29 protein-coding genes are annotated in these 25,185 nt (G+C 54.3%); 13 read left to right on the forward strand and 16 right to left on the reverse strand.

Annotation, left to right across the window (positions count from 1 at the left end; genetic code table 11):
* Positions 1–46 precede the first annotated feature (46 nt).
* The 7 genes from ACQ86N_RS12465 to ACQ86N_RS12495 form a co-directional block, all read right to left on the reverse strand.
* A complete protein-coding gene (locus ACQ86N_RS12465) occupies positions 47–1,003 on the reverse strand; it encodes a sensor histidine kinase (protein ID WP_431215431.1) in 957 nt (318 codons plus the stop codon).
* Position 1,004: 1 nt separating this feature from the next.
* On the reverse strand, positions 1,005–1,442 hold the full coding sequence (locus ACQ86N_RS12470; protein ID WP_431215432.1) for a PAS domain-containing protein: 438 nt from the start codon (positions 1,440–1,442) through the stop codon (positions 1,005–1,007).
* Between the two features lie 160 nt (positions 1,443–1,602).
* A complete protein-coding gene (locus ACQ86N_RS12475; protein WP_431215433.1) occupies positions 1,603–2,004 on the reverse strand; it encodes a hypothetical protein in 402 nt (133 codons plus the stop codon).
* Positions 2,005–2,180: 176 nt separating this feature from the next.
* Positions 2,181–2,336 (reverse strand): hypothetical protein, encoded by a 156-nt coding sequence (locus ACQ86N_RS12480; protein WP_431215434.1) that lies wholly within the window; start codon positions 2,334–2,336, stop codon positions 2,181–2,183.
* A 46-nt stretch (positions 2,337–2,382) separates the two neighbouring features.
* Positions 2,383–2,667 carry a hypothetical protein gene (locus ACQ86N_RS12485; RefSeq protein ID WP_431215435.1) on the reverse strand — a complete coding sequence of 95 codons (285 nt, stop codon included), beginning with the start codon at positions 2,665–2,667 and terminating at the stop codon, positions 2,383–2,385.
* Between the two features lie 22 nt (positions 2,668–2,689).
* The gene (locus tag ACQ86N_RS12490) at positions 2,690–3,280 is read right to left on the reverse strand and encodes a (2Fe-2S)-binding protein (protein ID WP_431215436.1); all 591 of its coding nucleotides are present in this window, start codon (positions 3,278–3,280) and stop codon (positions 2,690–2,692) included.
* 25 nt (positions 3,281–3,305) lie between these two features.
* Positions 3,306–4,121, reverse strand: a complete 816-nt coding sequence (locus ACQ86N_RS12495) for a glutaminyl-peptide cyclotransferase (RefSeq protein ID WP_431215437.1) — start codon at positions 4,119–4,121, stop codon at positions 3,306–3,308.
* Between the two features lie 39 nt (positions 4,122–4,160).
* Here ACQ86N_RS12495 and ACQ86N_RS12500 point away from each other — a divergent pair, with 39 nt between their 5' ends.
* From ACQ86N_RS12500 to ACQ86N_RS12510, 3 genes are read left to right on the forward strand one after another with little or no spacing between them, the layout of a single operon-like run.
* Positions 4,161–5,534 carry an FG-GAP-like repeat-containing protein gene (locus tag ACQ86N_RS12500; RefSeq protein WP_431215438.1) on the forward strand — a complete coding sequence of 458 codons (1,374 nt, stop codon included), beginning with the start codon at positions 4,161–4,163 and terminating at the stop codon, positions 5,532–5,534.
* Positions 5,528–5,965, forward strand: a complete 438-nt coding sequence (locus ACQ86N_RS12505; RefSeq protein ID WP_431217381.1) for a ferritin-like domain-containing protein — start codon at positions 5,528–5,530, stop codon at positions 5,963–5,965. Before ACQ86N_RS12500 ends, ACQ86N_RS12505 begins: the two co-directional genes overlap by 7 nt.
* Before the next feature lie 19 nt (positions 5,966–5,984).
* The gene (locus ACQ86N_RS12510; RefSeq protein WP_431215439.1) at positions 5,985–6,707 is read left to right on the forward strand and encodes an alpha/beta hydrolase family protein; all 723 of its coding nucleotides are present in this window, start codon (positions 5,985–5,987) and stop codon (positions 6,705–6,707) included.
* A gap of 13 nt (positions 6,708–6,720) precedes the next feature.
* On the opposite strand, the gene ACQ86N_RS12515 is transcribed toward ACQ86N_RS12510, so the two are convergent.
* Positions 6,721–7,248: a GNAT family N-acetyltransferase gene (locus tag ACQ86N_RS12515; protein WP_431215440.1), complete on the reverse strand. Its 528-nt coding sequence runs from the start codon at positions 7,246–7,248 to the stop codon at positions 6,721–6,723.
* Positions 7,249–7,602: 354 nt separating this feature from the next.
* Here ACQ86N_RS12515 and ACQ86N_RS12520 point away from each other — a divergent pair, with 354 nt between their 5' ends.
* The 4 genes from ACQ86N_RS12520 to ACQ86N_RS12535 all read left to right on the forward strand — a co-directional run bounded on the left by ACQ86N_RS12520 (position 7,603) and on the right by ACQ86N_RS12535 (position 9,977).
* Positions 7,603–7,782 (forward strand): hypothetical protein, encoded by a 180-nt coding sequence (locus tag ACQ86N_RS12520; protein ID WP_431215441.1) that lies wholly within the window; start codon positions 7,603–7,605, stop codon positions 7,780–7,782.
* Positions 7,783–7,967: 185 nt separating this feature from the next.
* Positions 7,968–8,213, forward strand: coding sequence for a hypothetical protein (locus ACQ86N_RS12525; RefSeq protein ID WP_431215442.1), 246 nt, complete (start codon positions 7,968–7,970; stop codon positions 8,211–8,213).
* Positions 8,214–8,302: 89 nt separating this feature from the next.
* Positions 8,303–9,649 (forward strand): nucleotide disphospho-sugar-binding domain-containing protein, encoded by a 1,347-nt coding sequence (locus ACQ86N_RS12530; protein WP_431215443.1) that lies wholly within the window; start codon positions 8,303–8,305, stop codon positions 9,647–9,649.
* Positions 9,633–9,977, forward strand: coding sequence for a hypothetical protein (locus tag ACQ86N_RS12535; protein WP_431215444.1), 345 nt, complete (start codon positions 9,633–9,635; stop codon positions 9,975–9,977). The genes ACQ86N_RS12530 and ACQ86N_RS12535 overlap by 17 nt, the downstream gene beginning before the upstream one ends.
* Here ACQ86N_RS12535 and ACQ86N_RS12540 read toward each other — a convergent pair.
* Both ACQ86N_RS12540 and ACQ86N_RS12545 read right to left on the reverse strand, forming a co-directional pair.
* Entirely contained in the window at positions 9,974–11,215 is a 1,242-nt protein-coding gene (locus tag ACQ86N_RS12540; protein WP_431215445.1) for an FG-GAP repeat domain-containing protein, read from the reverse strand. The genes ACQ86N_RS12535 and ACQ86N_RS12540 overlap by 4 nt on opposite strands.
* A 62-nt stretch (positions 11,216–11,277) precedes the next feature.
* The gene (locus tag ACQ86N_RS12545) at positions 11,278–13,572 is read right to left on the reverse strand and encodes a VCBS repeat-containing protein (RefSeq protein WP_431215446.1); all 2,295 of its coding nucleotides are present in this window, start codon (positions 13,570–13,572) and stop codon (positions 11,278–11,280) included.
* A 288-nt stretch (positions 13,573–13,860) separates the two neighbouring features.
* Between ACQ86N_RS12545 and ACQ86N_RS12550 the strand changes: the two genes are divergently transcribed.
* Both ACQ86N_RS12550 and ACQ86N_RS12555 read left to right on the forward strand, forming a co-directional pair.
* On the forward strand, positions 13,861–14,508 hold the full coding sequence (locus tag ACQ86N_RS12550; protein WP_431215447.1) for a hypothetical protein: 648 nt from the start codon (positions 13,861–13,863) through the stop codon (positions 14,506–14,508).
* Positions 14,484–15,095, forward strand: coding sequence for a vanadium-dependent haloperoxidase (locus tag ACQ86N_RS12555; RefSeq protein ID WP_431215448.1), 612 nt, complete (start codon positions 14,484–14,486; stop codon positions 15,093–15,095). The genes ACQ86N_RS12550 and ACQ86N_RS12555 overlap by 25 nt, the downstream gene beginning before the upstream one ends.
* A 24-nt stretch (positions 15,096–15,119) precedes the next feature.
* Here the strand turns inward: ACQ86N_RS12555 and ACQ86N_RS12560 are convergent, their stop codons facing one another.
* From ACQ86N_RS12560 to ACQ86N_RS12585, 6 genes are all read right to left on the reverse strand, one after another.
* Positions 15,120–15,893, reverse strand: a complete 774-nt coding sequence (locus tag ACQ86N_RS12560; protein WP_431215449.1) for a response regulator transcription factor — start codon at positions 15,891–15,893, stop codon at positions 15,120–15,122.
* 45 nt (positions 15,894–15,938) lie between these two features.
* Positions 15,939–16,205, reverse strand: a complete 267-nt coding sequence (locus tag ACQ86N_RS12565; protein WP_431215450.1) for a sensor histidine kinase — start codon at positions 16,203–16,205, stop codon at positions 15,939–15,941.
* Positions 16,187–16,729: a sensor histidine kinase gene (locus ACQ86N_RS12570; RefSeq protein ID WP_431215451.1), complete on the reverse strand. Its 543-nt coding sequence runs from the start codon at positions 16,727–16,729 to the stop codon at positions 16,187–16,189. The genes ACQ86N_RS12565 and ACQ86N_RS12570 overlap by 19 nt, the downstream gene beginning before the upstream one ends.
* Positions 16,726–17,751 (reverse strand): ligand-binding sensor domain-containing protein, encoded by a 1,026-nt coding sequence (locus ACQ86N_RS12575; protein WP_431215452.1) that lies wholly within the window; start codon positions 17,749–17,751, stop codon positions 16,726–16,728. Before ACQ86N_RS12575 ends, ACQ86N_RS12570 begins: the two co-directional genes overlap by 4 nt.
* The gene (locus ACQ86N_RS12580) at positions 17,742–18,167 is read right to left on the reverse strand and encodes a ligand-binding sensor domain-containing protein (RefSeq protein WP_431215453.1); all 426 of its coding nucleotides are present in this window, start codon (positions 18,165–18,167) and stop codon (positions 17,742–17,744) included. The genes ACQ86N_RS12575 and ACQ86N_RS12580 overlap by 10 nt, the downstream gene beginning before the upstream one ends.
* Positions 18,168–18,310: 143 nt before the next feature.
* Positions 18,311–19,000: a ligand-binding sensor domain-containing protein gene (locus tag ACQ86N_RS12585; RefSeq protein ID WP_431215454.1), complete on the reverse strand. Its 690-nt coding sequence runs from the start codon at positions 18,998–19,000 to the stop codon at positions 18,311–18,313.
* Between the two features lie 172 nt (positions 19,001–19,172).
* Between ACQ86N_RS12585 and ACQ86N_RS12590 the strand changes: the two genes are divergently transcribed.
* From ACQ86N_RS12590 to ACQ86N_RS12605, 4 genes are all read left to right on the forward strand, one after another.
* Positions 19,173–21,290, forward strand: coding sequence for a SusC/RagA family TonB-linked outer membrane protein (locus ACQ86N_RS12590; RefSeq protein WP_431215455.1), 2,118 nt, complete (start codon positions 19,173–19,175; stop codon positions 21,288–21,290).
* Positions 21,280–22,344 carry a hypothetical protein gene (locus tag ACQ86N_RS12595; RefSeq protein ID WP_431215456.1) on the forward strand — a complete coding sequence of 355 codons (1,065 nt, stop codon included), beginning with the start codon at positions 21,280–21,282 and terminating at the stop codon, positions 22,342–22,344. The genes ACQ86N_RS12590 and ACQ86N_RS12595 overlap by 11 nt, the downstream gene beginning before the upstream one ends.
* Positions 22,345–22,373: 29 nt before the next feature.
* Positions 22,374–24,173, forward strand: a complete 1,800-nt coding sequence (locus tag ACQ86N_RS12600) for a RagB/SusD family nutrient uptake outer membrane protein (protein ID WP_431215457.1) — start codon at positions 22,374–22,376, stop codon at positions 24,171–24,173.
* Between the two features lie 132 nt (positions 24,174–24,305).
* Entirely contained in the window at positions 24,306–25,004 is a 699-nt protein-coding gene (locus tag ACQ86N_RS12605) for a DUF3823 domain-containing protein (protein WP_431215458.1), read from the forward strand.
* Positions 25,005–25,185 lie beyond the last annotated feature (181 nt).

A 25,185-nucleotide genomic window follows, 5' to 3' on the forward strand; every position in this document is an offset into this window, starting at 1 on the left:
CCCTTCCCCGGGGGTCGAATCCACCCAAATGGACCCACCCCCGTTTCTACGATCTTCTTAACCATGGCGAGACCGATGCCGGTACCGGAATATTGGTCGGGCCAGTGAAGCCGCTGAAAGATCCCGAAGATCTTTTCGTGATACTTTTTTCGATGCCGATGCCGTTGTCCTTTACGCTGAACTGCCAGTACAGCGGCGTCTCGCTGCAGGCAATTTCGATGGCTGGAATGGCGGCCGAATATTTTAGGGCGTTTCCGATGAGGTTCTGCATTACGAGATGCATATGGGTTTTGTCCGCAAGGATCGTCGGCATGGGAGGATGTATACGGATCGAAGCGTGTTTCGTGTCGATACTCAATGCGAGGTCTTTAAGGGTGTCCCTTATCACTTCGTCCATATCGACCGTTTGTGAATAGTCGCCCGATCCGAGCCTTGCGATGTCGAGCAGCCCTTTTACCCGGTCCTGCATCCGTTGAGCGCTGCCGGTCGCGATCGAAATATATTGCCTTGCTTTGTCGTCGAGTCCGTTGTCGTATTTCTTTTGAAGCTGTCCCAGGAAGCTCCTAACCATCCGGAGGGGTTCCTGAAGATCGTGTGAAGCCGCGTAGACGAACCGCTCGAGTTCCTGGTTGGCTTTTGCCAGTTCGGCAGACCGGTGCCGGAGGTCCTCCCGGAGGAAATGTTCCCTCGAGATATCCCGGGTAACGCCTACCGTTCGGGTATTGCGGCCTTCATAGTCGTAAAGGGCGATGCACCGGACGTCCACCCAAATGACGGTCCCGTCTTTCCGGATATACCGATGTGCCGGACACTGAAAGATCTTCATCTTGTAGCGGTAGCAGTCGGCAACAAAGGCCGCCACCCTTTCCCGGTCATCGGGGTGGATCAGTTTGCTCATCACATCCTGCCAGCGCCATTCTTTTTCCGGGTCGTAGCCATAAACGGTGGTCAGGGCTTCACTGAAATAATAGCGGTCGCGGGCAAAGTTTCTCTCCCAGATCATGTCATAGCTTGCCCGGGTAGCAAGGAGATACCGCTGATTGCTTTCGGTCGAGCTGCTCTTCCAACCCGGCTGGCTGGGTTATGTCATTCATCTTGATCAGCATCCCCGAAAATCCGTCTTCGCCGTCAAAGCGATTGACCGCGAATTGATATACCACCGGCGCTTTTGTTCTGAATTTCCTTGTCCAGGTGATCGGGCCTCCGGCCACGGCCTTTTCAGCCAGGGCGCGCATCCGCGGTTTCGACGAGACCCTGCAAAATGCGGTCACAGCCATGCCCGCAGTCGGGCCTGTACCGGTGATTTTTTTCACCATTTCTGCGGCTTTCGTATTTAGATAGCGTATCCGCAGGTCGCTGTCTAAAAGCATGAATCCCTGATCAAGATTGTCGGCGATATTTTGTAGTAGCCGAAGTTCGTCGGGACAGGATAGAGAAAGCATAGTCTACGTAAAATTGACCCCAAAACCGTAAGAGGGCGAACCCGGAAAGGGTTTTCTCGGAAAACTAACAAAATGGACGACGCAGGGCTAAGTACTTGTATCTAATTTTAGAGTCGCCAATAAAAATGTCCCGGCAGTTGTCGTTGCCGGGACATCCTGTTTACAGGGATTTAAAAACGTTTACAGAGGAAAAGCCTTTTTCATGGTATTTCCAGGTCGTCTTTTCCGTTACTCTTACCTGGATCGTACCGTTGGAAGACAACTCGACGTTCTCAAGATCGTAGAATCCCGACTGGCAATCGACGGGGATGCTCAGCCCTTCTACCTTCACCTGCGCGGGGATCTCATTGCCGTCTCCTTCGTTGAGGACCTCCAGCACTTCGATGGATTGCATGGGGCAGAAATACAGCACTGCTGCACCATGAGTCATGTCCATTCGGACGGGCGACAGATTAGCTTTAACGGTCCCGCCATGGGATAGTTTTTCTTCTTTCATCCGGGTTTGCAGGACGTGGGGTTGAGAGAATGAGGTGACCGTTACCGGCGTTGATTCGTTTTGCATACACCAAAAATTTTTTGAATGATAAAATTTCCGGGGACATCCTTGACGCACAAAAAAGACCAGACAGTTGCAGAATCAGACTATATGTAATTGACATTTTCCGGAAGAGAACTTCTCTTATCATAGAACATGCAATACGTGGGCCGGGTTCATAAAAAGTGAATTATTTCGATTTTTTAATTTGTGCTTTTTTTTGTAAATTCTCTAGGTGCGAAAGCCCCATTGTCGAGCCAGATCTTCACCTGCGCCGCAAATGCCGGACGGCTCAGCGGAGGCAGTGTCCTCCCTTCTCCCGGCTGCCATCCCCAGCCTACCAGGTCGTCTTTCGCCATGTGCTCATACAGCTGCTCCTTCGTTCGTCCGCCATTGCGTTTCAGGTCAAGCAGTTGCCGGGCCAGCTTGCCCCGGCGTGCGTCCCTGGAAGACCATTGGCGTGTCGGCCGGCGGGAGTCTCCATTTTGGGTTTCCGGGCGGTGTATGCATGCCCGCCGTGTTCTCCGGCTGGTGGCAGTTGGTGCATTTCATCGCGTATAGCCCCCGGCCGTCCGGCCCACGCCTGACGTTCATGGTGTGGGGGTGACTGTCGTCGCCCTGCAGCGGAGCGTCGCCGGAAGGGTGGCAGTTCATGCAACGCGGACTCATCAGCACTTCATAGACGGCCATGAAGGCTTTTACGCTGGTAATGCTATCCTTTACGGAGTATACGGTGGAGGTCCCCCGCCGTAGCGCCCGTGACGGTCCTCCCGGCGGCGGCGCCGCAAGGACCCCGGACAGAAGGATCAGGGACAGGCCGATAATGATCTTCATAAATTACCTCCTTCCTGCTGCAGGCGGGCCGCCCGGTGAATGGACCCGGCGGATGCGGGCATAGGTGCCGCAGCGGCAGAGGTTGCCCGACATGGCATTGTCGATGTCCTCGGTCGGTAGGACGTGGATTTTCACGCAGCAGGACGGCCGCCGCCATCAGCTGCCCGGACTGGCAATAGCCGCACTGCGGCACGCCAAGCTCGATCCACGCCAGCTGGAGGGGATGGTCGTTGTTTGGCGAGAGGCCTTCAATGGTGGTAACCTGTCCGCCCGCAGCACGGCCGACTTTGGTCACACAGGAGCGTACCGCCTCGCCGTTGAGGTGTACCGTACAGGCTCCGCACTGGGCGACGCCGCAGCCGTATTTCGTACCAATGAGTCCCAGCAGGTCGCGAAGGACCCAGAGCAGCGGCATATCGGGATCGGCATCCACCTGATGAGATTGCTGATTGACCTGAAGTGTTAACATGCAGCAGCGGCTGCGAATATTATGCCTAGTGCGGGAAGCTGATCTCGTAGATCCTCGGCCACAGTTTGCCCGTGACGTAAATCTTGTCGGATTTTGCGTCGTAAGCGATGCCGTTGAGAACGTCGGCGTTGGGCGATCTTTGTTTGGCGTCGTCGGTCAGCTGCTGCAGGTCTATTTTTCCGACGACCCTGCCGTTGGACGGGTCGATCTTGACAATGTAGTTGTCCTCCCAGATATTGGCATAGATATACCCCTTTATGTACTCCAGCTCGTTAAGGCTATCGCGCGGTATACCATTCAGCGTGACCTGCAACTGCCGGATCGGCTGGAAATCATCGGGGTTGATAAAAGTGAGTCTGTCGGTGCCGTCGCTCATGATCAGGCTGGTGTCGTTTGTTGTAAGGCTCCATCCCTGTCTGTTGGCGAATTTGAACTGGCCCTGGGGCTTGAATGTCCCCGCGTCATATACAAAAGCGACCTGGTTCTCGTAGGTCAGCTGGTAGAGTCTGTTTTTGATAAAGGAGATACCTTCCCCGAAGTACGTCTTTTTGTCCAGCTCTACTTTACGGTCCATTTTACCCGTCGCGGTATCGATGGGGCCGATCAGCGAGCGCGCCCATCCGAGGTAGTTGGGCGAGCCGGTACTCTCGTAGAGGCGACCGTTGTGGACCGGGAAGCCTTCGGTAAAAAGGGTAGTATCGTGCGGGAAGGTTTTTGTGACCGCGAAGCCGATAACGGGAAGGGTGGGTGCGGGGTCGGCGACGGTGGTGGCGCTGCGGGTGTCGGTGTGACAGGCGGAGAGAATGCTACAGGCGAGGAGGGCGGGTAAGAGGTTGCGCATTTTAGCGTGTGGTTTGAGATGGCTCAAATATAGGGAGAATTGGTAACTTCAGTCCATGATCACCTTGTCACGACTTTTTTGCCGGCCGCTATAGGTGCGGCCCTCACCGCCTCCGCTCAGCCGCATTTCGTAAAACATATTCTGTCCGGCGATTTTGTCTCCGAAGGGGTGGCTGTCGCCGATGTCAACAGGGACGGGAAACCGGATATACTGGCCGGCGCGCTGTGGTTCGAGGCGCCTGCGTGGACCCAACACGAAATTACCGCTCCGAGGCACTATGATCCGGCCACCCAGTTCAGCAATTCTTTTCTGGATTTCGCAATGGACGTCAACCAGGACGGATGGGTGGATCTGATACGGATCAGCCTGCCGGGGGAGGAAGCCGTCTGGTATCAAAATCCGGGGAATAGCCCGGGGCACTGGCCGATGCACGCTATCCTTAAGAATGCCGGCAACGAGTCTCCCGCATTTGTCGACGTGGACGGGGACGGGAGAAACGATATTCTCTGCAATGACCCGATCGCCAAAGAGATGATATGGATGAAAGCTCCTGTGGCTAAGGGTGACACCACGTGGACCCGGCACGTCATCGCCGGAGGGACGGGTGTTCCGGGGACCAGCAGTGGCCCGGCTATTCCTGGGACCGGCAGGTACACCCATGGACTCGGGTTTGCCGATATGAATGGCGATGGCCGCCCGGACGTGATCATTACAAAAGGCTGGTGGGAGCATCCGGTAGATGCGCAATCCCGGAACTGGGTCTTTCACCCCGCAAATCTCGGAGAAGATTGTTCGCAGATATATGTACTAAATGGGGGTAAGGGCAGGCCGGCGCATGATCTGGTCAGCGCTTCGGCACATAACTACGGGATATGGTGGCACGAAAAAGTAGACACGGGCTGGCTGACGCACCTGATCTTTAAAGAATTCTCTGAAACGCATGCCCTTGCGATGGCTGACGTCAACGGCGACGGTCATCCCGATCTGGTCACTGGCAAAAGGTATTTCGCCCACAACGGCGAAGACCCCGGCGCCTACGATGCTTCGGTATTGTACTGGTTCGAGTTCAGGCCTGGGCCCAGCCCCATGTGGATACCGCATCTGATCGACAGCAACTCCGGCGTCGGACTTCAGGTCCTTGTACAGGACCTCGACGGCAACGGAACGGCGGATATCATCGTATCCAATAAAAGGGCGTCTTCTTTTTCGAGCAAAAGAAGTGATCGGGACTTACTTGCAGGGAGGGTTAGGGCCCGTTTCGCTGGCATAGTTTTTCCGTCTCTATGGGAAAAATTAAACTTTATGCCAACGCAAAAAGATCAAAATTCCCCAAAGACTGCGCTGAATTCCAAACTGAGAGAATTCTTCCTCGAACAGCTGCAGGACATTTACTGGGCCGAAAAAAGCTGGTAAAGACTCTACCCAAATTATCAGAAGCGGCTCACTCCGAGGAGCTACGCGCGGCTTTCGACAGCCACCTCACAGAGACTCAGGGTCACGTCAGCCGGGTCGAGCAGGTGTTCGAACTGCTGGGCGAAAAGGCCGAGGCCACGGAATGCCCGGCCATCAAAGGAATAGCCGAGGAAGGTGAAGACATCATCGACGAGACCGAGGAAGACACGGCACAGCGTGACGTAGGGCTGATCTTCGCGGGCCAGAAGGCGGAACACTACGAGATCGCAACCTATGGAGCGCTGGTGCAGCTGGCTAAAGATATGGGACAGAATGAGATTGCCGATCTGCTTGGCCAGACGCTAGCCGAAGAGAAGAAGGCCGACGAAAAGCTGACAGAGTTGGCTATGAATGGTATCAACCGTGAGGCTGCCCAGGAAGTAGCAGACTAAATTTATTGTTTGGGGCCTGGTGACGCCGGGTCCCAAACTTCCCATCCGGATAGATGTAGCGGGTGATATCAATTTTTTGCATCTTCGTAGCATGAATACCCGGTCATTTTCCCTGGAGGTCTCTCCGGCTATCGGCACGGTCACCGCCGAATATACTATCCCCGATGCCCCGAAGCATATCATGACCCTGGCGCACGGCGCTGGCGCAGGCATGCAGCACGCTTTTATGGTGGGACTTGCGACATCGCTGGCAGAGGCAGGGATCGCGACGCTGCGGTTCAACTTTCCGTTTACCGAACACAAGAAGCGAAGGCCCGATACGCCTGCCGTGGCGCATGCCACCATTGCCGCGGCCATCGCCCACGCGCAGGAATCCTATCCCGGGCTGCCGCTCTATGCCGCCGGCAAGTCGTTTGGCGGACGGATGAGTTCGCAATATCTCGCGGCCAATCCGGGAGTAAAGGTGAAGGGCATCGTCTTTTATGGTTTCCCGCTGCATCCCGCGGGGAAGCCTGGTATTGAGCGGGCCGGGCATCTACACGAAATAAGAACCCGGATGCTTTTTTTGCAGGGGACAAAAGATGACCTGGCTGTGTGGGATCTCATCACTTCGGTATGCGCCTCGCTGCCGAAGGCCACGCTGGTGAAGATAGACCGCGCCAACCATATGTTCCAGGCGGGAAAAAGGGATGTGATGGCGGAACTGGTCCAGGCGACGAAGACGTGGGTTGGAAAAAGATAGCCGGGCAAGCGCGCTACAACCCGCCTGATTTGCGGATCTCGTAGACAAAATTCAGTTTGGGCTGCTCGCCGTAGTAGGCTACGGTCTCCTCGCCGATCTTTGTCGCTCCCAGTCGGGAAACGGCTATCTGTGAACGAAGGTTGGTGGCGCCGACATGAAGGTAGACCCTGTCGACGAATTGGAAGGCATAGTCCAGCATCAGTCGTTTGACCATGGGGTTGAGTCCCGTTCCCCAGTACCTGGTGGCGTAGAAGGTGTAGCCGATTTTGATGCTTTTCTCCACGCTGTCGTAGTCGTAGAGCCGGGTGCTTCCGGCGACCTCGCCGGTCTTTTTGTCGACGATCCTGAAGGCTCCCCCGCTTTCCATGGCCCCCCTGAATAAGGTTGTGAAAACTTCACGCTGCCAGCGATCCTTGTTGGGGTGCTGCTCCCAGACTTTGGGGTCCGAAGCTACGGCGTAAAGGTTCTCAAAGTCTTCTTCCACGAGCGGAGCCAACAGGACAATGTCGTTCTCCAGAACGGGCTGCAGGTTTATTTCCATGCCACAAAATTACGTTCGATCCTGGTGGGAAGAGTAGTCCAAATCGGAAAAATGGGTAGTCCAATCAGGCCGTGAATTCCTGAAACTACACGCGGGGCTGCAGTCCGATGATCAGGCCACCGTCGGGCACCCACGCCCGGGGACCCGTCACCCCGATCCATATTGCGCGCTGGATCGGCAAAAATGATTCCAGCAGGCATAATGTCGTGTAAAATGTCTGAGTGACGGTTAAAACGGAACGCTCCGGTAATTCTGTCAGAATGTTGGCGTTGTGGTCATTGGTAATCAATGCGATAGAGCAGGCGCCGAAATCAGGATTGCTTTTTGCGGCCCATAGGAAAAAAGGGAGCAAATATGCCAGAAACCTGGAACAAGCGGGAGCGCGAGAGGAGACAACGGGAGAAGAAGAAACAGAAGATGGAGAAGAAGCAAGAGCGGAAGGACAGCAAGACCCATCATGAATGGACCGACATGCTGGCCTATATCGACGAGAATGGGAATCTTTCTTCAAAGCCGGCTGATCACTCGCACTAACCGCTGCAACAAGATAGGCCCGCCATCACGGCGGGCTTATTTTTTCCCCGGGCGTTGTATCGATGAAATTGTGTGGAATTATTTGCCCAGTCTGCTTGCCCAGCCTGGCGACGGAAATTTCAAATCCTGTGTTGCACCGCTGAATATGCCGCCGGAATGATTTTTGGTGATACCGATATGTTATTATGGAAAAAGCCCTTATCCAGCTATCTGCTTCGGCTCTGCGTAGTCTCCTCATCCAGGAGACGCGTGCATTTATCGATTGTCTGGACAATGGTACGCCTGAAGAACTGGATGCCAAAAAACAGCATCTGCAAGAGATCCACGAGGTACTCGAGCAGAAAGAACGAAAAGAAATGGAGCCGATAGCATGGAGCCGGCACGCGCCAAAGCCAGGATATAAAGATCCTTCCGACAACAAACCTTCTTGATCTCTCGCTGACGGCCACCCGGCCGGCGGGATTTCCGTCGTATATTTATCGGGTGAAATACGCTATCGTTACCACGGGGTCCAGAGGTGATGTCCAGCCTTTTGTTGCCACTGGCGCTCGGCCTGATGAAGGCAGGAAAGGAAGTAGTTCTCGTCGCATCCGAAAATTTCAGGGAATTTGTGGAGGGCTTTGGGATCGCTTACCGGCCCATTGCGGGTGACAGCGAAAACCTCATCAATTCGCCCGCGGCCTTAAAGCTGCTGGAAGGCGGCAACGTTTTTAAATTCTTCTACCATCTGCAAAAGGTTTCCGGCGAGTCAGCCGTGCGCTCGAATCACGATATGCTGGATGCCTGCAGGGACGCCGACTATCTGATCGCGAATGTGCTGACCCTCCCCGTCGTGTTCTCCATTGCCGAAAGATATAATAAAAAGATCGCTGTGGTCTTTCTGAGCCTGCCGCCGATACCGACCCGGGAATTTCCCTTTCAGGCAGTCGGCGTCAGGGGGCATCGGTGGATCAACCGTCTGAGCTATCGCCTGCTGGGACTTAGCTATGCCATGATCCGCAAACAGGTCGACACATTCCGAAAGAGTATCGGTCTTCCTTCCGCCAATGTTTTACAGGCCTGCCTGCGATCGAATATGCTCGCTATCGTGGCCGAGAGCGGGGTCCTGCTCCGGCGCCCGGCCGACTGGCCTCCAACCGCGCACGTCACCGGATTTCTTTATTTATCGCCGGACCAGCGGGCTGCACAGTCAGTGGACACAACGCCGGAAGGACTGGGAGAGTGGCTGACAAAAGGAGAGAAACCGGTATACATCGGATTTGGCAGCATACCGGTGCCCGACCGCCCTCGTCTAATTCGAGCGCTGGACGGGGTTCTGGCCAGGTACCGGGTATTGCTCAGCGCCGGCTGGACGAGGTTCGGCCAGTTGCCCGTACATCCGAATATGTTTGTTACAAAATATTCCAACCACGACTGGCTTCTACCCCGGTGTTGCGTCGCGGTCATACACGGGGGCATCGGAACCGTCGGCGCGGTCCTGCGAAGTGGAATACCGGCCGTCGTGGTCTCCGTCCTGGCAGACCAGCCGGTCAACGGGAAGATCATCGAAAGTAAAGGGCTGGGGATGCATATACCGTTCAAAAAGCTGACTCCCGAAAGGCTGGTGCATGCGATCGGGGCGGTTAGGACGCCGGCGACGATGGAACGCTGCCGTGTCGCCGCCGAAAGGGGTAAACAACGAGGACGGGGTAGGGGAGGCCATCGGCCTGCTTACGGTGTGGATCCGCAAGGGGGCCTCCAAAACCGACTGTATCGGAAAAAAGCCTTTCCTGCCCGCTTTCATGACGGAGACGATCTCCGACTATTTTTACAGCGCCAAACCCTACCAGACCCGGGAAGAGATCAGGGCTGTGCAAACCAACGGTAATACCCAATACATTGCCGGCCAGCGCTACCTGCACCTTTTCTTTACCCCGAAACAACAGGGACAGAATACCTTTTCGGGGGATTGCTGGATCCATCACAGTACGTGGGGGATCCAGCGGGTTAACCTGCTGATCTCGGAATACGCAAATATCAACTACGTCCACCGCCTCGATATCATCCAGGAATTCACGCAGAAAAATGACAGCTCCTGGACCCTGGGCAAAGACAGGTTCATCGTGGAGCTGTCAAAAATTCCTTCTGGTGGAGGAAGTGAAAGGCTCCGTGATGAAAGAATGGGAAAACAGCTTCTCCGCCCAGGTTATTCTTAGCCGGTCCGCTTATGAAACCTTTCAACCGTTGCCCCCGAAGACTCCCGCTCAGGGTGCAAGTTCCCTTTTTTGCCTTTGAAATCGGTGATCATTATCTTTTTTACATTACGGCCCACCGGTATCTTTCTGGAAGACTGCGAAAGATAAGTTGAACCATAGTAAAATTCCATATGCGTGGTTTTTCCGTCGGCAGTGACAACGTCCGCAGAAAAGTCTTCGGGCTGCAGGTCGATCCATCTGACGCCAGAGCCCGCGCGGGCGAGGCTCATGGTGACCAGGCTGTCCTGGTTCTGCGTGGCGATCCAGATATCTTCGTTACGGGCCGTGTGCAGTCTCGCCAAACCTTTTGCATCTCCTTTTACATAGAAACCGCTGGCGGGCAGTGACAGGGGCGTAAAGCCGCCTTTGCCATCGCCTTTCAGAACCAGCCCCATGAAGGCGTCATGGCGTCCGCTGTAGGGTTCCATGCCATAGTCGTTGCCGACCATCAGCAGGTCGAGATTGCCGTCGCCGTCGATATCTGTGGCGTCCAGGCCATAGACGGGTGCTATCTGCGCTTCCGCCGGCAGGGGATGCAGACGGAATTTGCCGTTGCCGAGATTCTCGATATAGCAGCTGGCCATATCCGTGGTTTGCAGCATCAGCGCATTCTCCCTGTCTTTTGGCTTCCAGAGGTCATCGATGCTGGCAAGGCCGTAGGATTTATAGCTGGGATAGCGTTTGCGGACGGAGATCATCTGGCTGGCCATATCGTCCCTCGACGTCATGGGGAAGGGTTTGCGGACGCCGTCCTCTCCCTTCATATAGCAAAATACCATGGCGTCGAGCAGGCCGTTGTCGTCGAGGTCCTTCGCGTATAGGATCATGGGCTCGGCCGGTGTGGCCTTGTAGTTCGAATTGAGGCCCAGATTGCCGGCGATATAGTCGATGTCGCCGTCGTTGTCAAAATCTCCTGCTGCCAGGCTGTTCCACCAGCCTTTATCCGCGGCGATACCCGTGGCATCGCCCAGGCTGACGAAGGCCGTCCCGGTATTCTTCAGGAAGGTCGGGGCCATCCATTCGCCCGTCAGTACGAGGTCGGGCTTGCCGTCGCCGTCGAAATCCGACCATAGCGCGTCGGTGATCATGCCGACCTGTTGTAATTGTGGGCTCCATCTGTTGGTCACGTCGAAGAACGTGCCGGAGTGGTTTTCCAGCAAATAAGACTGCGGCGCCGCCGGATATGCCCCCGAGGTCACTCGTCCTCCCACGAAGAGGTCGAGGTCGCCGTCGCCGTCGAAGTCGGCGGCCCTGACGCATGCTAGCCGTTGGAGAACATCCTGGGCAGTGCATTGTAGTTGGGTGTAAACCTGCCGTGGCCGTCATTGAAATAGAGAATGTCCTGACTGGCAGGGCTGCCGGGCGCCAGCTCATAGCTGCCGCTGACGACATAGAGGTCGAGGTCGCCGTCGTTGTCAGCATCGAAAAAGAGTACTCCCATGTCTTCTCCCGGATGGCTTTCGCCGACGGGCATGCGGGTGGAATCGATGGTGAACTTGCCCCGGGCGTCCTGCATAAAGAACAGACCCTTGTGTCCCACGGCGCCGCCGATATAGAAGTCTTCGTAGCCATTGCCGTCCACGTCGCCCACCGCTATGCCCGGACCATACTGGCTCAGTTTGTGGGGAAGTGCGGGCTGTATATTATAGTCGATAACGTCTTTTTCCTGCGGCTTGTAGTGGATATCGTACTGCCCGGCAACATTCCTGAACAACGGCGACTGGGCGTGGTAGTCGTATGGGGCGATATCACCGGCGGCGTCGCGGTAATTAACCGTCAGCGGCTTGTCGACGGAGACATTCGTCAGCAGCTGCATCTTACCATCGGGCCAGCGGACGCGTACTGAATCGATATGCGATACCCCTCCCAGTCCGAAATGTGCGCGGTAGTCGTCGGTGGACATATACCCGCGGCAGGGCTGGTGCTCGTACATCTGCTGGTGGCCGTTGTCGTAGTAGACGCGAAGGGAGGCGCCGATCCCGTCGCGGTTGGGCCCTTCGCCTGCAAGGGCAACGCTCAGCCAGTGGCTTTTGGCGGGACGACCCGGCGTGTTCAGGGTATTTTCGTAAATGAATGCGGCGTCGTTGATATTGTTGATCACGAGGTCGAGGTCTCCGTCGTTATCGAGATCCGCATAGGCGCCGCCGTTGGAGAAACTGGGGTGCGTGAATCCCCATTCTGCGCTGGTGTTCGTGAACTGAAATCCTCCGTTGTTCCTAAACCCATAGCCCGGCAGCTTTACGATGGGAAGGGAGTCGACCATTTTGAGGTTGTAGTGTCCGTAGCCTCCCTGACCGTTGTTGTAGGCGATATAGTCGAGGTCGGTGACGTCGCGGGGGAGGCCATTGGTAACCACCAGGTCCCGGTAGCCGTCGTTGTCGAAGTCGGCGGCCAGCGGACACCAGCTCCAGTCCGTTTCGTAGATGCCGGCCATAAAGCCCACCTCGCTGAATACGGGATGCCCGTCCGGCGACATGCCCCGGTTGAGCTGCAGCACGTTGCGGACATACTGGTGCGTATAGCCGAAGCGCTGGGCGTTGTAGTAGTTGTAGTATTCATTGCCGGCGAGCATTCTCTTTTTGCGAAGGTTGTTCTCGGGGAGCATTTCCAGCGAGATGATATCCGGAAGACCATCGTTGTTGAAGTCCGCGATATCGGTGCCCATGGCGTTCCAGCCGGTATGGTGAAAATATTCTCCAAGTCGGTCGGTGAAGGTGCCGTCGTGGTTGTTGATATACAAAAGGTCGTTGGATACGAAGTCGTTGCTGACGTAGATATCGGGCCAGCCGTCGCCGTTGAAGTCGGAGATGCAGCCTGCGTGTCCCCATCCTTCAGTCAGGATGCCCGCCTCTTTTGTGACGTTGGTAAATGTGCCATTGCCGTTGTTGCGGTAGAGTCTGTCGTTGTCGAGAGCGCTGCCATCGGTCAGTTTGGGCCTGAAACGGATCGGCGTCTTTGGGTCGTTGATCTGGTTGGTCACCACATAGAGGTCAAGGTCGCCGTCGTGGTCGTAGTCGAAGAATACGCCCTGAGTACTGAAGCCGGTATCGGCGATGCCGTAGGCGACCGCGGATTCTTTGAAGGTAGGGACGCCGTCTTTACCCAGCCCCTGGTTGATATAAAGAAGATTGGTCCGCAGCCTCGGGTCCTTCCGAAAGGAAGCGGAGACATAGACGTCGGGCCAGCCATCCGCATTGATATCGATTACAGAAACGCCCGTGCACCACCTTCCCTCTCCGGTCACTCCGGCTTTTTCCGTCACGTCGTCGAATTTCAGCCCGCCTTTATTGAGGTATAGTTTGTTGGATACCATATTCCCGGCCAGGAATACGTCCTGCAGACCGTCCCGGTTGAAATCTCCTATACCGACGCCACCGCCATTATAAATATTGGCCTGATTGAGGATGTTTAATGAATCGCTTTCGAAAATATGATTCGTAAATTTGATACCGGTGCGGGTCGGGGGAAGCAACTGGAAGAGGGTTTTGGATTGCGGAAAGGCCCTCAGGAATGTAAAAAACAATGCAAACGAAGAAAATATTACACGGAAGATCATGGCTAGCACATCGTTTTGGTCCTGCAATATAAAAAAATAGGAAGGCGATCGGCGTTAAGACCGCCAATTGAAACAAATCGCATAGAAAATGATCGGAATTGGACAGGGGTGCATATATATATCCGCTAAGTTGCCGGCTGAGAATGTAAACGTTTATGATGAAGCTTGCCGACCTAAACTAACCGTTTTAAACATCGAATATGAAGCTTGCCATTGTGAAGAATGGACTCCTGTTGATTTGGCTCTCTTGTTTTCTGGCCAGCGTCCTGCACGCACAAAAACCCCGCCTTGCGGCCCGGGGACCCGCAGCTGATCCATAGCTGTATCAAAGAAGTGACCGATGTCATGGTCCGCGATATCTTCTCACCGCCTGTAGCCAGCAGAATTTACGCCTATGTGACCATTGCGGGTTATGAAGCAGCCCGTCAGGGCAATCTCTCCTATCCGAGCCTCGCAGAAATATTACATGGACTTGCCCCGGTACCGGTGCCGGAAGCGGGAAAGAAATATGACTTCTCCATAGCGGCGGCCGAGTCCATCCTGACCGTGGGCCGGGCGATGGTCATTTCGGAGGCTTCGATTGAGGAATTCAAGACCAGGGTGCTGGCTGAAATAAAGGCTGGCGTGCCGGAAGACGCGTTTAGTAACTCGGTCACATACGGCAGACTAGTGGCTTCGCATATCCTTGCGTGGGCGGCCAGGGACAAGTATAAAGAGACCAGGGCACTGGCTAAATACGACCCGGGCTATGAAGACTGGCAGTGGAAGCCGACTCCTCCCGCTTATATGAAAGCCGTCGAGCCGCACTGGAGCGAGATGCGGACCTTTGTGATCGATTCCGCGAGGCAGTTCATTCCTCATCCGCCTACGCCTTTTTCCAGCGGAAAGGGAAGCCCTTTTATGCGGATGCAATGGAGGTCTATGACGCAGGACTGAAACTGACCGAGGAGCAGCGGGTGATCGCCAATTTCTGGGACTGCAATCCCTTCAAAATGAATGTCAACGGCCATTTGATGTTTGCTACCAAGAAGATCTCGCCGGGGGGACACTGGATCAATATCACGGCCGCGGTCTGTCAGAAGGCGAAGGCCGACGTGGTGAAGAGTCTGCAGGCCTATGCCTGGACTTCGGTCGTTATAGCCGACGCCTTTATCAGCTGCTGGGATGAGAAATACAGGAGCAGGGCCATCAGACCGGAGACCTATATCAATCAGTATATCAGCCCGGACTGGATGCCCCTGCTGCAGACTCCCCCATTTCCGGAGTATACCAGCGGACATAGCGTCGTATCGGCCAGTGCGGCCGTGGTGCTGGCAAGGTTGTTCGGGGATCGGTTTGCCTTTACGGATTCTACGGAGGTAGAGTTTGGTCTGCCGCCAAGGAATTTCGTGTCGTTCCGGCAGGCGGCGGAAGAGGCGGCCGTCAGCAGATTTTACGGCGGGATACACTTCAAACCGGCCATTCAGTATGGGCTGGAAGAAGGCGATAAGATTGGAACCTTCGTGGCAAAACGGATGCCCTGAGGAGGCCGGCCTTCCCCGGCCCGTCTAGCGCTGCTGCTCCTGCTGCCTCGAGTTCATGTATTCGGTGGGGGTCATGTTGAACTGCTTCTGAAAATTGCGCGCGAAATTGCTTTGCGAACTGAAGCCTACCATATCCGATACCTCATAGATCCGATGCTCGCCCCCCGCCAGCAGTTCGGCCGCCCTTTTGAGGCGGGAGATATTGATCAGTTCGATCGGCGACAAGTCGGAGAGCGCCTTTATTTTCCTGTAAAGTGTAATGCGGCTCATGGTCATGATCTTCGCCAGTTTTTCCACGTCGAGGTCCGGGTCGTCGATATTTTTCATGATCGTATTGTGGAGGGTCGAGAGGAATTTTTCGTCGCTGCGGGTGTGCGCCATCGTCTTGATATGCACCAGCGGCGAGATGGCGAAGAACTCGCGGACCATATTCCTGTTCTTCAAAAGGCTGGAGATCTGCGCGAGGAGGTGTTCTTTGGAGAAGGGCTTTTCGATATAGGCGTCGGCTCCCAGCTCGAGTCCTTCCACTTTTGCCTGGATGGTATTTTTAGCTGTGAGGAGGATGACGGGGACGTGGGAATGGTCAAGGGTGGACTTAATAGTCCTGCACAGTTCGAATCCGTCCATTTCGGGCATCATGACGTCGCTGACCACCAGTTGTACGGCTTCGGCCTCCAGAATGTTTAAGGCTTCTTTTCCATTGGTGGCTTTCAGGATGGTGTAGCGGCTGTTGAGAATGCGTTCGAGGAAGTTCAGTATCTCTTCTTCATCGTCGACAAGCAAGATCAAAGGTAACATAAGCGTTCGTTTATAGGTTAGAATGTAGCACCAGTACAAATTTATTCATGCCAGGCCAATTGTCGTCCAAAAAAGCCGGCCTTTGTGCAACAGGACCAGCGAGCGGGCAAGCGCAAGCCCGATGCCGGTGCCTTTTTGTTTATTCGTCTCCTTCAGCCGGTAAAAGGGTTCGAATATACGTTCTTTCATCTCGGCAGGAATGACCGGGCCGTCGTTGGCCATTTCGATAACAATGTCCGGGTCATCGGTATTGCTCTGCGTCAGCCGGACATATATTTGCTGATGGCCGTATTTTACGGCGTTGCTGAACAAGTTGCTGAATATTTTCCTGAGCGCCTCTTCGTCGGCCATGGCGTAGACGTCCGCCGGAGGATAGTCGAAGGACAACTGCAGGTTCTTCTTTTTGCCATCGACTGAAAGCTGAGCCAGGTCTCCTGCATGACGGCGGTGATGTTGACGCGGGTAAAATCGATGCTGAATCCCCTGGTCTCGGTCTGCCGGAAGTCAAGGATTTGATTGACGAGAGCGATCAGCCTGTCCGTATTCCTGTCCATGGTCAGCACGTCCTCCTTTATTTCGGGCAGTTCGTCTATTTTTTCGATGAGGTTCTCCGCGGGTCCCTTGATCAGGGTCAGGGGCGTGCGGATCTCGTGAGCGACGTTGGTAAAGAAGTCGATCTTGGCCTCGTAGATCTCCTTTTCTTTTTTGATCTCCGTCCGGCGGTGATAGCTGCGGACAATGTACCGGATCAGAAGCATGAGCACCAATGCGTAAAGCAGGTAGGCCCAGATAGTGGCCCAGAAGGGAGGGAGCACCACTATGGCCAGTTCTTTCACCAGGGGCTCCAGTGTCCGCCGACGGCAGCCTTCAGCCGGAAGGTGTAGTTGCCGTGCGCTAGTTTGGTGAAATAGACCTTTCTGTTGGTGGGAAGGCGGGTCCAGGTCTTGTCCAGCCCTTGCATGATATAACTGTATTCGGTCCTGTCCGGCGAAGCATAGCTGAGCGCGGCGAAGTCGATGCTGAAGGAAGACTGGTCGTGCGGTAGTGTGATCTTGTCCGTATAGAGGATCGATCTTTTCAGGATCGAACTGTCGGGACCATTCTTCAGATCCACATTGTCCACCTGAAAACCCGTGATATAAATGGATGGCTCAAAATCGGGGATGACAAAGTCATTGGGCTGGAAGGTGATCATGCCGCGGACGCTGCCGAAATAGAGTTTGCCGTCGCTGTCCTTGAAGCCGGAATTGTAGTTGAACTGGTCGTTGAGCAGGCCGTTGCCCCTGGTGTAGACCCTGATGACGCCACTCGCCTTGCGAATATTGACCAGCCCTTTGGACGTAGTCACCCAGTAGTCGTTGTTGTTGTCCTGAATGACCCTGAAGACGAAATTACTCGGCAGGCCGTCTGCGGTAGTGAGCGAGGAATAGGTCTTTCTGTCGGCCTTCAGGCGACAGAGACCCGTACCTTCCGTGGAGAACCAGATATTGTGGTCGCTGTCTTCCGTGATGGCGTTGATGTCGTGGGACGCAAGGCCTTTTCCAGGGGCGGCATTGCCGTCGAGGTGGCCGGTACGGCCCGTTTTGGTGTCCAGAAAATAGACTCCGTTGCCATGTGTGCCCATCCAGAGTACGCCGTCGTGGTCTTCGAGGATGATGGCGATGAAGGCATAAGGGATGCCGGGAATTGGAGTGAAATCATCGGTCTGTTCGTTGTACCAGTAGGCTCCGGCCGCGGTACCCAGCGCTATTTTTCCTTCCGCCGTCCGGATGAGTGTCAGGACAAAATTGCTTTTCAGGTCGTGGGCGCCGGGGCCTGACATATAGTGGCGGATGACCTTTCCGGTCCTTACGTCCATGACGTCCAGGCCGTGTTCGAAGGTCCCGACCCAAAGACGGTTGCCGTCGGCCAGGAGTCCGTGGATATTGGTATAGGCGATATCGGTGGGAGCCCCGACGGCATGAAATGGGTGATCGCGCCCGTCCTGCTGTCCAGTTTGTTGAGCCCTGCGTCCTCGGTACCAATCCATATATTATTGAATGGGTCCTGGCAGATCTCGCGGACGGAACTGCCGCCGATGGAGGACGCGGAATTGTCCGGATAATATTTTTCAAAAAAGGCGTGCTGTTTGGAGTAATAGTTGACGCCGCCGAAGAAGGTCCCTGCCCACACCCCTCCTTCCGAATCTTTGCAGAGGGAGTAGACGGCGTTGTCGGAGAGCGAGTAAGGGTCGAGGAATTTCTTTTTCAGATTGATCGTCCGGCCGGTGGCCATATTCAGGATGAAGATGCCCGATTCGGTGGCGATCCAGAACTCGTCGGCCGAATACTGCAGTATATCCCTTGCGTAGATGGTAGACTTGCCGGAATTGTAGGTAAGTACGTCCCTGTACGCTCCGGTGGCAATGTCGAAGCATTTCAGGCTCCTGAGTCGTTGGTAGCGATCAGCAGACGGTTGCTGCCCGCATAGCGTATACGCTGAGCTTCGCGGGAGTTAGGCTTCGGGGAGTGGGAAAATATATCGTAGGAGGTGAAGTCGTTGGTGTTGTCATTGTATCGCCAGATATGACCGTTGTTGTCGCTGAACCAGATCTCACCCCTCTCCGTCTTGCAAATGCAGTCGGCGTGGAAGTATTTCGACTCGGGAAAGTGCGTCAGCACGTGTGCGGTAAGGTTATACCTGTACACGTTGTTCATGGAAAGAAACCAGAGATTGCCCTTATCGTCGGTTTGTATGTAATTGATCTCCACCAGTGAATCGATCACCCGAACCATCTGCTCGCGTTCGTAGTCGAACCGGTAGAGGCCGTTCTGACCACCCGCATAGAGGGTTCCTTTTTCGTCGCAGAAAAGGCAAAAGACCATGTCGCTGCCGATAGTGTGTTTATTGCCGATAAGGGAGAACAGCTTGAAATGATAGCCGTCAAATCGGTTGAGGCCTTCTTTTGTCCCGAACCAGAGAAACCCGTTCTTGTCCTGTATGGTGCAGTATACGGTGCTGTTCGAGAGCCCGTTCTCCACCTGAAAATGCCTGAAATAGTAAGGCTGCGCGTATGTCCTGAACAGGAAGACGAAGAGCAAGAGGGTTAATATGGCAGACTTTCTCAAATGTAACATTTTGCAAAAATTATGATACGGAGTGAATCAGGCACGTCGCACATAACTTCTACTTTCGACAATGTAATGGATAAAATTAGTCAATTGGACTGAAATCCATGTAAACGTTTGCACCATTATTTAAACCAACAATTAATTGCTGTATGGAAAAAAAGGAAGGTTTTTGTTTTGCTGTTTCCTTCTTGCACTTTTTTCGATTCCTGCATTTTCACAGACAAAGCCTAAGATCACCGTCAGCGGTACGGTGAAAGACAGCACCGGAAAGGGCGTTCCCCAGGTCACTATTACTGAAGGCGGTACCAACAACGGTACTTTTACCGACGCCAACGGTAAGTTCACCATGAAGGTGGCGGGCGAGAACTCTGTGCTGAGTTTCAGCTATGTAGGATATATCACCGAAACAAAGGTGGTGGGCGGCTCTTCGTCCATGAATATCGTGCTGGTGCGCAACCAGGCCGACCTTTCGGATGTGGTGGTCGTGGGTTATGGCACCAGGAGAAAGGAATCGATTACCGCGGCCATTGCGACCGTGACTTCCAAGGACATCGAGCGGGTACACGGCGGTAGTACGGTCAGCACTTCGCTGGCGGGCAAACTGCCAGGCGTAACGTTTCGACAGGCGGAAGGCCGTCCGGGAGCGAGCGCCAGCATCCAGATCCGCAACTTCGGTCCCGCGCTGTATGTAATCGATGGCATTCAGCAGGACGAGGGACAGTTCAACAACCTGTCTCCAAACGACGTCGAAAGCATCACCGTCCTTAAAGATGCTTCCGCCGCCATTTACGGCGTAAGGGCCGGTAATGGCGTGGTGGTCGTAACCACCAAGAAAGGCGCGTCGGGCAGGAACAATATCAATCTCGACGCCTATACCGGCTACCAGAGCTTTTTCCGTTTTCCCAAGGTCCTGAACAATACCTACGACTACCTTTATTATAAGGCAGACGCCGAAATGAACACTTTTGGCAGCACCAGCACCACTCAGGCGATACTGGACGAGGCAAAGAAAGGTCAGGGCCAGTACAGGAGCTTTGACTGGAGAAAGTATGTAATGAGCAACAACGGCGCTCCGCTGAATTCCGTCAACGTCAATATCAACGGCGGAAGCGACAAGGTCCAGTATTATGTTTCCGGTACGAATCTGTATCAGAACTCCGTGCTGGGAAGCCAGTATAATTTCAACCGTACGAATATCCAGTCCAATGTGACGGCCAAGCTGTCCAACGGGCTGAAGGTCGGTTTCGACATCAACGGCCGCGTGGAGACCCGGCAGAACCCGGGTGTTCCTGGCGGTGACGACTATTTCCTCGCCCGTCTCGCCGTACTGCGGAACACGCCGATGGAAAGGCCCTACGCCAATGACAATCCGCAATACCTGAACGACCTCGGACCGCACCTCGAATCGAACTATGCGTTCCTGAACAATCAGCTGTCGGGTCACCTGCGCAGCGACTGGCGCGTGGTACAGACGAATTTCCATATCGACTACGATATCCCCGGTATCAAGGGATTGTCGGTCAGGGCACTGGGTTCCTACTACTTTGCGGACTACATCGAGAATAACCAGGAATACACCTACAAAGCGTATACCTATATCGACAGCAACAATACCTACAAGGTGACGGGCGGCAGCACAAATCCGTGGCGCGACAGAGAGCAGATCAAAAATATCAATACCGACGTCCAGCTGCAGGCCAACTACACGAATACATTTGGTAAACACACGATCGGCGCGACTCTTGTTGCTGAACGGATCAACAACCACCACCTGCGTAACTGGCTGCACGCATCGCCGCAGTCCAACTATCTGCCGCTGGTGACGTTTGGGATCATGGACAGGTATGAGGATGCCGACCAGACGCAGACAAGATCGGGCTATATCGGCCGGTTGACTTATAGCTATTCCAACAAATATTTCTTCGAAGCTTCGGCAAGACGCGACGCCTCTTATTTGTTCGCTCCTGGTTACCGCGTCGGTTATTTCCCCGGTTTCTCGGCGGGTTGGAAAGTCACCGAAGAGCCCTGGTTCAAGGCGCTGCTCAACGACAACTATACGGTGCTCTCGGACCTGAAGATCAGAGGGTCGTACGGCATCCTTGGCGATGACAGGAAAGTTAACAGTACCGACCTGGTGTTGCCGGACTTTACCTATCTGTCGGGTTATAACTATGGCACCGATAATGGCGGCAACCTGCTGACGCCGGCTATCCTGAACGCCGCTATCGTCGCAGCAAGCCGGGACAGGGGCGCCCCTTTCACCACCGTATCCCTGGATGAAGGATAAGGTTACAGATATCGGTACAGACTTCAGCTTCCTCAACGGTCGGCTGACCGGTAGCTTCGACTGGTTCTACCGCAAGCGTACCGGTGTTCCGGGTACAAAGAACGACGTGGTTGTTCCGCAGGAACTTGGCTACAACCAGCCCCAGTATAATGTTGGATCGGACGCCCAGTATGGCGAAGAGGGCTCGCTGACCTACAACACGAGGATACGCGAACTGGGCTTCAGCATCACGGGCAATATGAGCTTTACGAAGAATAGATGGCTGCACGACTACAATCCATTGTTCCAGAACTCGCTGAACCAATATTACACGTCAAGGGAAAACAGGCTTACCAACAATGGCTGGGGTCTTATCTGTATCGGACAGTTCCAGTCACAGGAGCAGATCAATAGCTATAAAGTAGATCTCGACGGACAGGGTAACAAGACCCTGTTGCCGGGCGACCTGATCTATGCCGACCTGAATGGCGATGGCAAGGTCAACAGTTTTGACGGCAATGATAAATCGGATCAGCGTCCCATCGGCTATGGATACGGCACGCAGCCGGAGATCAACTTCGGTCTGAGCATCGCCGCCAACTACAAAGGCGTTGATTTTCACGCCGATTTCTCCGGGGCGTCGGGCTACACCTGGTATCAGAACTGGGAGCAGCGCTGGGCATTCCAGAACAACGGCAACCTGAATGCTATTTTCACGGACAGATGGCACCACCAGAATATCTTCGACCCGAACAGCCCCTGGATCGCAGGAAAGTATCCGGCGAACAGGTACAATATCGGAACGAGCCACAGCAACTATGCGGTACAGTCCACTTTCTGGCTGCACAACGTGACTTCATTCAGGGCCGGGACGATCGAACTGGGCTATTCCTTCCCTCAGTCGATCCTGAAGCGGGCGAAAATATACAAAGCCAGGATCTATGCGAACGTCTATAATGCGTTCTCGCTGGACAACCTGTCTAAGTATAACCTCGATCCCGAGACGATCGACGACAACGGTCTGCAGTTCCCTCAGAACCGGGTAATCAATATTGGTATCAATCTTTCTTTGTAAAATTAGTTGGAGAAGAAAAAAATATTAGAATGAAAAAGCTATTATCGATAACAGCGATCGCGGCCGTGGTCCTGGGCATATCGGGCTGTAAGAAAGACAGCGATTTCCTGAATGTGAATCCGACCACCTTCCTCACGACGGACCAGGTATTTTCCGATCCCAACCTGGCACTTACCGTTCTTGCAGACCTGTATAACAGACAGGAAGATATTACGAGCCTCGACGGCACGAGCGCCGACCCAGGCTGGCGGACCTTTGCCGATTTCAGCGAAAGCTTTCCGTCCGAGAACGGCAGTTCTTATCTCGTACAACGCACCGGCTGGGCATACAATCAGTGGGCAATCGACTGGCCTACCGCCTATACCTATATCCGCGAAGTGAACCTGTTCCTCGAGCGGGACAGCGCCAGCACAGGTCTGGCCGATGCGGACAAGAAGCGGTTCTATGCAGAAGGTCGTTTCTTAAGGGCGATGTATTATTTCGAGCTCTGCAAGCGCTACGGCGGCGTGCCCCTGATCCTGCATTCTCTTACGCTTCCATCAAAAGACGTCAGCACTATCCAGTTCCCCCGCGCGAAAGAATCCGATATCTATGATTTTGTCATCAGCGAGGCGGAGGCCATCAAGGCTGACCTGCCTGCCGACCCCGCAACCAAGTCGAGGGCAAGCAGGGCCGCAGCAGTAGCAATGGAATGCCGCGCGGCACTGTATGCCGGTTCCATCGCGAAGTACGGTGCCTCTACTCCGGCAGTATCGCTGCCTGGCGGCGAAGTAGGTATTTCGGCATCGAAAGCCACAGACTACTACACCAAGTCGCTGAATGCGGCGAAGGAGATCATTGCCGGGACGGACGGGACCTATGGCCTGTACAACAACGGAGGCAATCTTTCCGACAATTACGCCAATCTGTTCCTCGACAAGGCGAGCATCGAGACGATCTATTTCGAAGATTTCAAAACGGGTGGCAAGGTGCACGGATTTACGACGAACGATCAGCCCTATTCGCTGTCGGACGAAGGCGGTGACGCCGGCCGTCTGGATCCTTCGCTGAACCTTGTCGAGCAGTATGAAATGTTGGACAATACATACGCTCCTCTCGCAACGGTGGACGGGACCAACAAGCCCATCTACTACAATGGTATCGGGGATATTTTTGCGGGCAGGGATGCGCGCCTCGCCGGTACGGTGTTGCTGCCGGACGGATTGTACAAAGGGAAAAAAGTAGATATATGGGCAGGCTATGTACTGGCCGACGGATCGATCCTCACGAGCGACGAGGCTGGTCATACCAAGGCACTACCCGGAACCTCCACGCCTGTTCAGGTGGTAGGCATCGACGGACCGATCAACGGCCTCGAGCTGAGGACACAGTCGGGTTTTTACATCCGTAAATATATCGATCCGACCGTAGGTTCGGGCAGAAGGGGCCAGGGTAGTACGGTGGCGTTTATCCGCTATCGCTATGCCGAGGTGCTGCTCAATGCGGCGGAAGCGTCTTTCGAACTGGGTCACCCCGATGACGCGGCAACCTATATGAACAAGGTTCGCGCCCGCGCCGGTCTGACCACTCCGCTCGTCGCCGGAGACATCACATTCGACCGCATCGTACACGAGCGCAGGATCGAGCTGGCTTTCGAAGGACATATCCTCTTCGACATGAAGCGCTGGAGACTTGCGCATAAGGTGTGGGACGGTACGCCTACCAGCGTCACGGACCTAAAGACCAACCTTGGGTGTAGCCGGGACGCACAGCACGCAGCCCTACGGACTCTGGCCCTACAAGGTCTACAATCCTGCCGACCCCACTACCAACGGCAAGTGGATATTTAAGGAGACAAAGCCCGCGCTGGCCACGGGATACAATAAGTTCCTGTTCGGCAACTATTATTCTCAAATTTCCAATGACGCGATTGCTGCCAATCCCAAGCTGATCCGCCAGCCCAATCAATAAAAAATCGACACATGAAACATTCATTATATCTTTTAGGTGTTTTGGCCCTTGCCGCAGCCGCCGGTTGTAAGAAAGACAACTATCCGCAGCCCGGCAGCATGCTGACCGGACATTTATTATACAAGACCGATACGATACAGGTGGAAAGGAACCGGTGCCGTTCCAGATCTACCAGTATGGGTTTGGGAAAGGTTGGTCCTATCGGCTCGACCTTTTCGCAGAACGGCACGCTTTCCGCTATATTATTCGACGGCACCTACAAGATCATCGTCCCTAACGGGCAGGGGCCCTTTATGTGGAAGCAGACCGCCGCGGGCAACCCGGACACGGTCAGTGTAACGCTGAAGGGCAACCAGAGTATCGACCTGCAGGTAACACCCTACTATATGATCCGGAATGCGAATATTACGGTCAGCGGCGGTACGGCAAAAGCGACCTGCAAACTGGAACAGATCATCACCGACGCCAATGCGAAGAATGTGGAGAGGGTAAGCCTCTATATCAATAAGGACCAGTTCGTATCGGGCGGCGATAATATTGCCAAACAGGACCTGGCGGCAGCAAACATAACGGATATGAATAATATCTCGCTCAGCGTAGCCGTACCTTCGGTGACTCCGACACAGAACTATATTTATGCGCGGATAGGACTGAAGATCGCGGGACTCGAGGATATGATCTTTTCGCCGGTGCAAAAGATCTCGTTCTAAGCGACAAGTTTTAATCTCAACAGGCAGTTCGTTTTGGTATATTTGATAATAGGGGGGCGGTTCCCCGCTCCTTTTTTAACTGGACGGAGTCCAGTTCGTATTCGAAGCCTTCGGCTGAGAATACAATTATTAAAGGTGTTGCGGTAAAAAATTATTTTATTGGGTGATTTTTTACCGCAAT

The sequence above is a fragment of the Puia sp. P3 genome (assembly GCF_050632245.1).
GTDB lineage: Bacteria > Bacteroidota > Bacteroidia > Chitinophagales > Chitinophagaceae > Puia.